This window comes from Paenibacillus sp. FJAT-27812 (assembly GCF_001273905.1).
Classification (GTDB): domain Bacteria; phylum Bacillota; class Bacilli; order Paenibacillales; family Paenibacillaceae; genus Pristimantibacillus.
Genome location: NZ_LIGH01000001.1, coordinates 3,753,007 through 3,765,200 on the forward strand (window position 1 = coordinate 3,753,007; position 12,194 = coordinate 3,765,200).

At 53.3% G+C, this 12,194-nt stretch carries 8 protein-coding genes; all 8 read left to right on the forward strand.

What is annotated here, in order from left to right; genetic code table 11:
- Positions 1-22: 22 nt before the first annotated feature.
- From ADU23_RS15865 to ADU23_RS15900, 8 genes are read left to right on the forward strand one after another with little or no spacing between them, the layout of a single operon-like run.
- A complete protein-coding gene (locus ADU23_RS15865) occupies positions 23-649 on the forward strand; it encodes a CIS tube protein (RefSeq protein WP_053374616.1) in 627 nt (208 codons plus the stop codon).
- A 5-nt stretch (positions 650-654) separates the two neighbouring features.
- Positions 655-1,740 carry a phage late control D family protein gene (locus tag ADU23_RS15870; protein ID WP_053374617.1) on the forward strand — a complete coding sequence of 362 codons (1,086 nt, stop codon included), beginning with the start codon at positions 655-657 and terminating at the stop codon, positions 1,738-1,740.
- Positions 1,737-2,465, forward strand: coding sequence for a phage baseplate assembly protein V (locus tag ADU23_RS15875; RefSeq protein ID WP_053374618.1), 729 nt, complete (start codon positions 1,737-1,739; stop codon positions 2,463-2,465). The genes ADU23_RS15870 and ADU23_RS15875 overlap by 4 nt, the downstream gene beginning before the upstream one ends.
- Before the next feature lie 22 nt (positions 2,466-2,487).
- Positions 2,488-2,889, forward strand: a complete 402-nt coding sequence (locus ADU23_RS15880) for a GPW/gp25 family protein (protein ID WP_053374619.1) — start codon at positions 2,488-2,490, stop codon at positions 2,887-2,889.
- Between the two features lie 17 nt (positions 2,890-2,906).
- A complete protein-coding gene (locus ADU23_RS15885; protein ID WP_053374620.1) occupies positions 2,907-6,011 on the forward strand; it encodes a baseplate J/gp47 family protein in 3,105 nt (1,034 codons plus the stop codon).
- A gap of 52 nt (positions 6,012-6,063) precedes the next feature.
- Complete coding sequence (locus tag ADU23_RS15890) at positions 6,064-8,328, forward strand: putative baseplate assembly protein (protein ID WP_053374621.1); 2,265 nt, start codon at positions 6,064-6,066, stop codon at positions 8,326-8,328.
- A gap of 33 nt (positions 8,329-8,361) precedes the next feature.
- Positions 8,362-10,467, forward strand: coding sequence for a phage tail protein (locus ADU23_RS15895; RefSeq protein ID WP_053374622.1), 2,106 nt, complete (start codon positions 8,362-8,364; stop codon positions 10,465-10,467).
- A 26-nt stretch (positions 10,468-10,493) separates the two neighbouring features.
- The gene (locus ADU23_RS15900) at positions 10,494-12,164 is read left to right on the forward strand and encodes a hypothetical protein (protein WP_053374623.1); all 1,671 of its coding nucleotides are present in this window, start codon (positions 10,494-10,496) and stop codon (positions 12,162-12,164) included.
- Positions 12,165-12,194 lie beyond the last annotated feature (30 nt).

Sequence of the window (12,194 nt, forward strand, 5' to 3'; positions counted from 1 at the left end):
ACCGGATAGGAGGGAACGGCGAATGGCATTAAGCAAAGCTCAATTTTGGATTTTTCGTGCCAAAGAGACCGAGAAGGTAGACGTACTCTTTAATCCGACGGAGTATGAGATGGATTCCGGCAATCAGTACGCGGAGAAGGAGATTGCGGGTTTGCAAACCCCGCTTTCGCAATTCACGAGCGGCGACCGGACGACTTTGACGCTTAATTTATTTTTTGATACCTACGAAGCGGGGATAGACGTTCGTACGCATACCTCCAAAATCGTAGGCATTCTCGACGTCGATTCGGACTTGCATACGCCGCCAACCTGTAAGTTCATTTGGGGCTCGCTTGATTTTAAAGGCGTCATTACGAGCATCTCGCAAAGATATACGATGTTTTTGGAAACTGGCGTACCTGTTAGGGCATCTTTAACGGTCGTCATGCTGAGCTCGCAAACGATGAAGGAGCAATATCAAGCGATTCCGCGGCAATCCGCCGATCGCACGAAGCAGAAGACCGTTAAGCAGGGCGATCAGCTCTGGTCGATTGCGGCCGAGGAATATGAAGACCCTGGCGCATGGCGGCATATCGCGGAAGCGAACGGCATCGATAATCCGCGCATGCTGCTGTCAGGCAGAAATCTGACGATTCCGAGATTGGAGTGACGATTGTGGCTGGAAACTCCTTTGAAAGTTTGGAATCCAAATATGGCGACTTTAGCGCGCCTGAAGCTGATATTTTAATAGAAGGCCAATTGGCGAGGCTTTCGAATATGGCCGTTGAATGGGTCGATGTTGAGCAAACAACGGACGCGCAGGCCGATATAGCAAGATTTTCGATCTCGAACGGCTACATTTGGAGCGAATCCCGCATGCAATGGGTCGGCTCGACGATTGCGGTTGGCAAGAAGCTGCAAATCAAGCTTGGTTACGCCGACAAAAAATCACAGGTGTTTGATGGCATTATTACCGGCTACACCGTCGATTTTCCGTCGAATGGCAGTCCCAGCATCGTCGTGACGGCTATGGACCGCTCCTTTCTTATGATGAAGACGGCGCATTCCAAGGTGTGGAACAAAATGAAGGACAGCGACGTCGTTCGGCAAATCGCCGGCAATTACGGCTTAACCGCCGATCTGGACGATACCACGGTCACAAAAAATACGATCGAGCAAATCGGCGTGAGCGACTATCATTTTATCCGCTCGCTCGCTATGGATAATGACAGGCATTTTTACGTGGAAGCATCCAAGCTTATTTTCAAAAAACCTAAAACGTCCGGTACGCCGCTTATTACGCTCAAGTACGGGAAAAACCTCGTTTCGTTTACGCTGACCGTCGATGCTTCAAGCCAAACCTCCAAGGTCACGGTGCGGGGCTACGATGTTGACAAGATGGAAGCGATAGAATCGGTTGCCAGCTCCGTCACGATTATCGGAGGAAATGCGAAGAGCGGCCCAAGCGTAGCCAGCATGCTTTCGAACCAAAAAATGGAGGTCGTGTACACGCAGGCCGCCTCCAAGGATGAAGCGCAAGCGCTCGCGAAAGCGATGCTCGACCGGATATCGCGCGAGCTCGTTGCGGGCAGCGGAACTTCGATAGGTTTTCCAGAGCTAAAGCCAGGCGAGCTGATCAAAATTGAAGGTCTAGGCAGCGAGAAGCTGGACCAGCTGCTGCGATTAACGAAGGTTACGCATCGAATTGACGCTACGGATGGCTACATGATTTATTTTGAGACGGAGGGGAATGCGATATGAGCACGATGTATCCCGGTTTTTTTGACCAGCATCAGCGCTCCATGCAATCCGAGCAGCTATCCGGTGTGTGGAATGCCGTCGTTACCGACAACAAAGACCCTGATAAGCTTGGCCGAGTTAAGGTGAAGTTTCCGCTGCGCGAAGGGGAGCTGCAAACCGATTGGGTTCGCGTAGCTACCTTGATGGGCGGCAACGATATGGGCTCGCTCTTTTTGCCTGAGGTGAATGATGAGGTGCTTGTCGCCTTCTTAATGGGACGGCTGGATCAGCCGATCGTTATTGGATCACTTTGGAGCAAGAAGCAGAAGCCGCCGGCGCCAAACGATAAAAACGACATTCGCAAAATCAAAACAAAGACCGGGCATGAAATTACGTTTGACGATACAAGCAGTGCGGGCACGGTTACGATCAAAACGTCAAAGGGCCACCATATCACGTTTGCCGACAAGGAAAAGACGGTTACCGTCGAGACGCAGGATAAGCAGCAATCGATCAAGCTGGACGAGACAGGAAAGAAGGTCACGATCAAATGCGGGACGGCCTCTACGATTGAAATGAACGCGCAGGGCGATGTCAAGGTTACGGGCACCAAATCCGTTACCGTTAAAGGCACGCAGGTGAAGGTAGAGGCCGATGCGGCGTTGACGCTCCAATCGAACGGCATGCTCGAAGTAAAGGCGACCGGCATTTTGTCGCTGAAGGGCGCGATGGTCAAGATCAATTAACAGCGGAAAGGGGCTGCAGCATATGTCGGCTTCATTTTTGGGGAAGGGCTGGAAATTTCCCGTTCAAGTGGACGCTACGACCGGCCGCATTCGGATGGCGGAGGGTGAAGAGGATATTGAGGAAGCGATCCGAATCATCATCCGCACGTCGAAGGGCGAGCGCTTGATGCGTCCCGACTTTGGCTGCGGCTTGCGGGATTTTGTGTTTGGCACAACGGATGAGACTTCGCTTCGGCTTATTGCCAGCGATGTCCAGGAAGCGATTCGCATCTGGGAGCCTAGAGTGAAGGACGTAGAGGTGGAGGTTAAGCCCGATCGTCAAAATAACGGCCGCGTGCTTATGAGCGTTTCATACGCGGTGCGGTCAACCAACAATTTATTTAATCAGGTCTTTCCTTTCTACTTGGAGGAAGGAACGAAATAACGGGAGCGAACAACGTGATGAAGCACGGGGGAAGAAATGGCGGTGACAACCGTCCGCCGAAAATTAACCAACATACATTAAGCTCCTTTATGGCTCAGCTGAAGGAAATGGCTCCTCATTATACACCGGAATGGCGCTTCTCGCAGGAGGAGCCGGATGCGGGGACGGGACTCGCCTATTTGACCGCGGAGATGCTGGAGGAAACGGTTCAGCGGCTCAATCAGGCGCCGCTTAATCATTTTCTCGCTTTTCTTGATCTCATAGAGGTTAAGCTGCAGCCGCCGCGTCCAGCCCGCGCTTCCGTTGTGTTCCAGCTCAGTGAAGGAACGGCCGGTCCGGTCTATTTGCCGAAGGGAATCGCACTGACTGCCCCTCATCCCGAGGGCGGCGAGCCGCTCGTTTTTGAGACAGAGAAGGTGCTTGTTGCCACGCCGGCTAAGCTGATGGAATGGATCAACGTGCATCCTGAACGGGATCACATCGCTACGGCTGCCTTGGAATATGGCGATCGGCTAAAGGGCGGGCTCGCAGAGTCTGTCAGCCTGTTCGATACGAGCTCTAAGGCAAATGAGCAGGAGCATACGCTGTTTATCCGACATGATGATCTCTTTCTGGTGGACCGGCCAAGCCGGTTTTATCTTCACGTCCACCATGCCGAAAAACGTTATTCAGAGCCGGAGCTTGCGGCATCGCTAGCATCGCAGTGGGTGGAATGGACGTACCCTTGCAAAGGCGAATGGGTGAAATTTGATGAGGCGACAGCAGCGGGAAATATGGTTGTTCTACATAAAAAGCAAGCAGGAAAGCTCGAGCTAACGGAGCATGAGGGAATTGTTGGCCGCTGGATCCGCTGTACGGTAAAGCAGCTGCAAGGCGAGGCTTCGCCCCTTCTTAAGATGCATCTGGAAATGGACAAAATTAGGCTGCGGGCCGCGCATGATTCGGCCGGCGACGCTGAAGGCATTCAGCCAGGCGCTTTATATTTTAACGATACCGAGCTGTTAAAGGATGGCTTTTACCCTTTTGGGGAGCATTTTGTTCCCTATTCCGTTTTTTATTTATCATGCGAGGAAGCGTTCAGCAAACGCCAAAGCAAGATGAAGCTGACCTTCACGGCAAAGGCGATTCCGAGCAGGCTGCGGATGGCCCAGAACCCTGAGGTGAAGTGGAAGATGGTCATGCGCACCTCGGACTTTGAAGAGAAGGATCCTCCGCGCATTAACATACGCAGCGTGCAATGGGAATATTGGGACGGAAATAACTGGGCAAGGCTGCCGGGCAGCGAGCAATTCGGAACTTTGTTTGCGGAGCTGCCGGAGCAAGAAGCAAGAAGCTTCAGCTTAACGTTTGAATGTCCGGAGGATATGGCGCAAACCTTCGTAAATGGCGCATCCGATTATTGGATTCGGGCGCGGGTGCTGCAGACGGACCCTATAATAGCGGCAGTTGTTGAATATATGTCGCCGTGGCTGTCACAGCCCGTGCTCACCTATGCGCATCCCTCTCAGACGTTATTTATGCCGGAGGATGTGTATACAAGAAGCAATATCGATAATTTTGACCGAACGTCCTCGGCCCAGCAAGGGAATCCATCCTTTCGGTTGTTTGAACCGATTCCGTCCCGTTTTCCAACGATGTATGCATCGTTTGATATCGCGCCGTTAAAGGGCCCGATTCGTCTGCATATGGAGCTGGCGCGAAGATTTACGGCGCGCAATCAGCCGCCATGGGTCGAATGGGAGGCGCTTTGCATGGAGGCTGGACGCCATGTTTGGCAGCCTTTGAAGGTTGTGGACAGCACGGAGTCGTTCACGGTAAGCGGGGAGCTTCAGTGGGTTGGCCCGCCGTCGATGGCTTTGGTTCGCTTGTTTGGCCGCGAGCGCTATTGGATCCGCGCGGTCAATCGCGATAGCGTGCTCGGAGACTCTTACCCTAGCAATCCTGTTGCTGCAAGCATGCATTTGAATGCGGTGTCCGTAAGGCAGCAGGTAAGCCAGGAGAAAGAGGTCACGATTCCATCAGATGGTTTCGTACAGCTGGCTCCATCTGCTTTTATCGAGGAAGAGGTGTGGGTTGATGAGCTGGAGCATGTTACGCCGATGGATCGCATCGCATTGTCTGACGCCCAACCGGATTATTACTCGCTTCAAAAGGATGGCGACGGCAATGATCAGCGTTTTTGGGTGAGGTGGCAGCCAGTCGCCTCGCTTGCGGAGTCCGGTCCGGTCGATCGTCATTATTCGCCGGATCAAGCAGGCGGAACGCTGCAATTCGGAGATGGCGTGAGAGGCAAGCTGCCTTCCTCCGATACGGCAGAGACGGTGCGCGTTCGCTTTAAAACGACCGCAGGGGCAAGCGGGCATGTGGAAGCCGGGCAAATTACCGGCATGGTGCTGCCGTTTGCTTTCGTAAGCGGCGTCAGCAATCCGGCGCCTTCAATCGGCGGTGGCGATGCAGAGCGAATCGAGCAGGTGCTCTTGAGGGGACCTCAGCGCCTTAAGCATCGCGGCCGGGCGGTGACCGCCAAGGACGTAGAGTGGATTGCCAGAGAGGCATACCCGCAAATTGCTAAGGTAAAATGTTTAAGCAACCGAAACGGGCTGCTTGAGCGTTCTCCGGGATCGATGACGGTCGTTGCTTTTCCGGCGGGCGGCATGGCGAATGCGGCGCAGTTTCCTGAGCTCCGCAAGGCTGTGGAGCGCGAGCTGATGCGATCTGCCTCAAATCTCGTATCTTTGGGCGGCGCTATCCGAGTGATCGAACCGGCATATTTGGAAATATCGGTGAATGCCACGGTTGCGTCTGATTCGGTAGACGAGCTGCTGCCGCTGGAAATGGCGTGCACGTCCAAGCTTAACGCATTCCTGAACTCAGTATCCGGCAATACGGACGGAAAAGGATGGAATATTGGCGAAGCGCTGCATGTGTCAGTGCTTCACTCGCTGCTGCATGCTGTCCGCTCGCTTTTATATATTGAACGGCTCTATATTCATGTGATCAAAATCGAGAACGGCAACCGGACGGAATGGGACCCGGCCCGGATGGACGAGGTCATTCACGGCATTGTCGTAAATGGCACTCATACCATTACTGCCATACCGGCGCCAACTGATGTCAAATAAAAATGAGCGGCGCTGCACATATTGCCAATCAAGTTAAGGAAGGAGAGATCATATGCTGCCAAGGCTGCCTTTGGATGACCGCACCTATGCGGAAATTGTCCAGCAATCGCGAAGGCTGATCCCGAAGCGCGTTCCAGAGTGGACCGATGAGAATGCGCATGATCCGGGCATCACGTTTATTGAGCTGTTCGCATGGCTGACGGAGATGCAGCGTTACTTTATTGGCCGCGTTCCCGACAAAAACAGGCGCAGATTTCTTGATCTGCTCGGCATTTCGCCTGCCGATGCCATTTCTGCTAAGGCAGTCGTTCGCTTCACGAACGTTACGGAGCCGGTTACGCTGCCTCGCGGAACGAAGCTGATGGCAGAGGATCAAATGTTCGAGACGGATGCCTCTATCTCGCTCGTTCCGCTTGCGCTGGACCGGATCGTAACCCGTACGGAGCGGGAAGCGAACGATGTAACGGCAACGAACGATCATGCGAACGTAGCCTTTTATGCTTTTGGCAAGGACGCAAAGACAGCCTCGAAGCTGTATCTTTCCTTCGACCGCGAGCTTGCGCTATTTGAGGAAGTAACGATCAACGTGAAGCTTTTGGATGCCGGCAAAGATATTCATGAGGAAGCCGAGCATAAGCACATTACCGATCGTTCGGTCATCTCGCCTTCTGCCCGCCTCTCATGGAAGGCTTACTGCTGGGATGAAGCGTCGGGTACAGCTGGTTGGCTGCCTGTCGAAATTACTCAGGATGAGACGCTTCACCTTACGATCAGCGGAAAAATAACGTTTCGCGTCAAATCGCCAATGCGGACCGTTACGGTTCATCCTGCAAGCGAGTATGCACGCTATTGGATTTGCGGCACGGTTGAGGAGTCCGGCTACGAAATGCCGCCTCGGGTCAGGCAGCTGATGCTGCATACCGTTGAGGCCGAGCAAAAAGACACGTTAAGCGAAATCATCGATTTCACTGTTAAAGGGGAGCCGAATGAAGCGATACATATCGATACCTATTTAGCGGTGTTTGGACAAATTCGGTTGCAGGTAAGAGATGCGGAGGGCGCATGGCATTACTGGCAGGAGTCGGCTGATCTTGATGCTATGCCGCAGGAGGACCGTCCGCTTCCGGTCTATACGCTCACAAGGCATGCTTCGCTAGATCATGTCACGATTGCGTTCGGAGACGGCAGGGCGGGCGCGGTCCCGCCTCCAGGAAGGAGCGTTCGCGTCATTGCGAGCGAAACCAAATTTGATCTGTACCGGTTAGTAGGAAGAAGCAACGGCCTGCCAAACCAGACGTTCGAGCTTTACAATCTTTCATGCAAAAAACGTGATGCGCTTGGATTGCAGATTGGCGTGGCGGAGGAGGATGGCACACAGAAGTGGGAGGACTGGGCGCGAGTAGACGAATTTGACCGCTCGAAGCCAGGCGACCGCCACTTTGTGTATGATCCTATCAAGCGGCTCATTTCCTTTGGCAACGGCGAGCGGGGAGCTATTCCGCCAGCAAGCCTAGACACAAACATCGTGCTCATTGCTTGCGAGCTTGGAGGCGGCAATCGCGGCAATGTGAAGCCGCATCTGATTTCGGAATGGGTGAATGAAGCGCAGAAGGCTTTGCAAATCGGGGTAAGCAATCCTGGGTTTGCGGCAGGCGGTGCTGAAGCGGAGACGCTGCAGGGGACGCTGCAGCGGGCACAGGCCGAGCTAAAGCATACGTTTCGCGCGGTAACGAATGAGGATTACGAAACGATTGCCAAAGCAACGCCCGGCGCGGCTGTCGCTAGAGTACATGCCATTCCGCTATTTACGCCGGGGCTAGCCGATTATCCGCGAGAAACGGCTGCTGGCCAGATCTCAGTCGTTGTCGTGCCTTTCGGAATAAGCGAGACACCGGTACCTAGTGCGGGTTTTCTACAGACCGTAAAGCGCCATATCGATACGCGAAGGCTGGTCACGACAGAGGTTCATGTCATTCCTCCGGTCTATATTAAAGTGACAGTGAATGCGGTTGTAGTCGTCGAGCCGCAATTCGTCGACGAGGGACAACGATTGGTTGAGCAGCTTAAGCGTCTCCTAAGGCCGCTTGACGGCGAGCATGGGACGAAGGGCTGGACATTTGGCCGCTCCGTCTATAAAGGCGATATTTATAATGCGCTCAGCATGGGAAGCGGCGTTGTTTATGTGCAGGATTTGTGGATCGACGCAGAGGGCCCTCATGTGAGAAAGAGCGCAGGCGGAGACATAAATCTTCCGCCCCATGGACTTGTTTTCTCTGGCGAGCATGAAATTGAACTCATAAGTCGCACGCATCTGTAGCATCGTGGAAATCGGCTGCAAAGGAGGTACAGCATGAACGGACAAAACCACTTTTTCTCGATTGGCCGCGAGCAGGACTGGCTGCGCGGCACCGGGTACAATCTGGAGTATCATTTGGCGGGCTACGGCGTTCGCCGCGACCATAAATATGGGATAGCCGGCACGCTGCAGCTAAATGAGCTCGCAGGAACGGCATCGGTCAAGGAGCTTGCCGTTTCTCAGCATGAGCATTTGTATTTGCTGGACGAGCGGGCGGATGTGTGGATTTATGATCGCCGCAATTCGGATCATAAACGGTTGTTTACGCAGGGGCATGGCCTGTTCAGCAATCATGCTAGACTTGCTGCCTCCGGCGACCTTTTATTTGCCGCCGATCGCACGAGCGAAAGAACGGTGGCGGCTTATCATACAGGCAATGGACAAACGCTTTGGTCGCGAATGGGCGACGAGGCTGACGGCATTGCGCTGCAGCCGCTTGCTATCGCGGCAGATAAACGTTATGTGTATGTTCTAACGCCGCTGGAGCTTGATGCCGGAGCGGATGAACCTACTGTGGCGGCAGGAGCCAAGCTTGGCATTATACAATTTACGCTTGGCGGCGCAATCGCTCGCGTCTGGAGCGATGCCAGCTTCACCCAGCATGTGCGGGCTAAGCTTAGGCATTTGAATCGAACGTATTTTATGACGATTGCGCCTTCCGGCGAGCTTTATATTTTCGATACGTTATACGCCAAGCTGTTTGCCTTTGGACCAAGCGGACAGATGCTCGCAAGGCGCGAGCTAGCCTCGCTTCCATATGCCGGCTTGTGCGTCGATAGCGGCGGGACGCTTTATGTAGGCGATTCGCGGCAGATGGACCAAGTCAGCGAGGATGACCGTTTTATATTGCAATTAAATGCAGCTGGCGAGCTGATGGGACGGATTACGGGCTTTCGCGGCAAAGCGGACCAGCTTCTGATCGATGAGAAGGACCGCATGTACATATTAAACGGCGAGGACGGAACGGTTACGATATTGAACCTGCAGCCGCAAACCTTGTTGATGGAGGAAACGGGCGTACCCGAAGGTGTCTGGCTATCGCAAGCGTTCGACAGCGCAGAGGCCGAGACGGTTTGGCACAAAATGGCGCTCGAAACGTTTATTCCTGACGGGACGCAGCTTCATGTCTCGTATTTCAGCCAAAATGATGACAGCTGCATCATCGACGGAAGATACCGCAAGGTGGACGACTGGCTGGCTGATTCGACGATCCCCTATCGCGATAAGCTGAAGGGGCTCGAGGGTTTTTGGTCGCCCCCGGTTATTAATCCGAGGGACGCGTTGTTTTTTGGCGCGAAAGGCCGTTACTTATGGCTGAAGATCGAATGGATCGCTTCGGAGCGATATACGCCGCTTTTGGAAGCGATGCGGGTTTATTTTCCAAGGGACACCTACTTATCCTACTTGCCTGCTGTTTATCAAGAGGATCCGGCAAGCCGTGATTTTCTTGAACGTTATTTATCATTATTCGGCACTCTGTTTTCCGGGATTGAGGAAGAAATCGAGGACCTATCGGCGTACATCGATCCTGAACGGGCAACAGGCGAGCATTTGCGGTGGCTTGCAACCTGGGTTGGTCTGGAGACCGATGACTATTGGACCGATAAACAGGTACAAGCATTCATTCAGGCGGCGCCGGAGCTGTACCGATTCCGCGGCACACGGCAGGGCTTGATGAAAACGATCGAGATCTACACCGGCATAACGCCGCTCATCGTTGAATATTTTCAGACAAAGGCGATGCGTGACAACGCCGAGCTGCGGCATTTGACGGACCAGCTGTACGGCGGCGACCCTTATACGTTTACGGTGCTGCTAAGGCCGGAGCAGGCACCAACGGAGAAGCAGCGGGTCGTCATTGAACAGCTGCTGGACGAGCAGAAGCCTGCCTTTACGGAAGCGAAGCTTGTGCTGCTGCAGCCTTGGATGTATTTGGATCTGCACACGTACCTAGGGATTAATACAGTGCTTACCGAGCCATCGCTGCTCAAGCTTAACCCAGACAGTACGATGCCAAACGATACGCTGATCGTGGACATCGGCATGGAGAAGCGCTTGGATGTCCATACCCGTTTAGAAATGGATTCAGAGCTGGAATAATATAAAAACGCGAAGGAGCGGTACAGGTGAAAAAATCGAGGCTGTATCCATTTGAGAGAAATCGTTATTTTTACGGGAAGCTGCTGACAGTGCGCGATTTCGAGTCGGAGCAAAAATATTTTAACGATAAAAGAAGGCTGTTGAACCGGCTGCTCTATGGCAGCGGCGTGTTGTCCGGCATGCAGGTGGTCGCGGTAGACGATAAAACGATCTCGGTCGAAATGGGCGTAGCAATCGATTATATCGGGCGCGAGCTCGTCATTCCGTCTCCAGTTACGCTGAAGCTGTCGATGATTGAAGGCTTCACGAACAATGAATATAAGAAGAACGTGTATTTGTGCATCGCTTATGACGAGAAGGGGAAGGAGCCGATTCATTCGGTCGGCAACTCCGCTATTCGCAATGATGAGGTAAGCGAATATAACCGTGTATTGGAATCCTACCGTCTGTTCATCAATGAAGAAGCGCCGGCTCCTTCCTCGTTCGAATTCGTCAGGCTGCTGGAAAATGTGGCTACGATCTATGAGGATGCGAATGTTCGCATTACGCAGCGGATGCCAAAATACGTAAACGTCGGTGAAGTAGTCGAGATTAAGCTTGTAGTGGAGAAAACGCTGCAAACGCCTCGAATCGCGTTCTCCTATGACTATGAAGCAGCGGGCTTCACTTCGGTCGGGCATGATGGCAACCACGTATCCTTTGTAGAGCCGGGGGATGCGCAGGAGACGGAATACTCGGTCAGCTTCCATGTGAAGGCACCGCAGACGGCGGGCGTCAAAGCGGAGCTTGCCGTTCCGAACCGCGCAGCGCAGCTGACGATAGGCGATTCCGTTATACCGCTGGATACGAATGCCAAGCATGTCATCGATGTGCTGGATGAGCCGGTTGCGAACCGGATCTTGAAGGATTGGCATGAGCGTACCTTGGAGCAAGCGGTTGAGGGCGCAGCCGATCAGAGCATTTGCTTAGCGAAGATCAGCCTTCTCCAAATGGGACCGACGTACATGATTGAGAAGGTTGACCGCGTTCCTTTTGACGAATATATCGAGAGCACCTCGCTCCTACAGCGCCTTGCGCAAACAACACGTTCATCGTCGCTGCACAAGTTTTATGCAAGCGCGGAGACGCATGATTTGGAATATGACGAGAAGCCGTCGCTAGACGTGCAATATCATCCCGAGCGCAATGAATTTGATTTCAAGCTCGGCATTCCGCGTCCGCAGCATCTCTATGACGAGATTGCGACCGGCACGATGGAAGTGGCGCTGGAATCTATCGGCAAAACGGGCGGCTTCTTCTTCTCGCGAGGGAAGAAAAACTACGTATCGGATGAGATTCCGCATGGTTTGGGCGATGGCCAGGTATCGGTTGTCGTAGGTTTGGAAGAGGTAGACCGGACGATCCAAGGTGGCGGCACGAATACGATGAAAAAGGTATACTACGGCCAAAGCGATGTTTTTAAAGGGACGGAGTTTGAGCCGGATATTCCGAATGTGTCGCTGGGAACGATTGTATATCCAGAGAAAGGCACATTCCGTATCGGCATGAAGCTGCAGGGCGAGACGGAGTCATCTGCCTCCGTAATAGCGGTCCGTTGGTGGGCGTTTAAGAGCTTGGGCGCTGCTCAGGCTGGCGAGCAAACGGAGGATCCTTCGGATCAAGGGCTCGCCGAAGCGGCTGCCTCGCAGCAGGAATAGACCATGATAAGCTGTTCAGAAGATCGATAA

Excerpts from the sequence above, each read along its gene's own strand:
- ADU23_RS15890 (WP_053374621.1), top strand. The coding sequence starts at position 6,064 with ATGCTGCCAAGGCTGCCTTTGGATGACCGCACCTATGCGGAAATTGTC.
- ADU23_RS15865 (WP_053374616.1), top strand. The coding sequence starts at position 23 with ATGGCATTAAGCAAAGCTCAATTTTGGATTTTTCGTGCCAAAGAGACC.
- ADU23_RS15875 (WP_053374618.1), top strand. The coding sequence starts at position 1,737 with ATGAGCACGATGTATCCCGGTTTTTTTGACCAGCATCAGCGCTCCATG.
- ADU23_RS15880 (WP_053374619.1), top strand. The coding sequence starts at position 2,488 with ATGTCGGCTTCATTTTTGGGGAAGGGCTGGAAATTTCCCGTTCAAGTG.
- ADU23_RS15885 (WP_053374620.1), top strand. The coding sequence starts at position 2,907 with ATGAAGCACGGGGGAAGAAATGGCGGTGACAACCGTCCGCCGAAAATT.
- ADU23_RS15895 (WP_053374622.1), top strand. The coding sequence starts at position 8,362 with ATGAACGGACAAAACCACTTTTTCTCGATTGGCCGCGAGCAGGACTGG.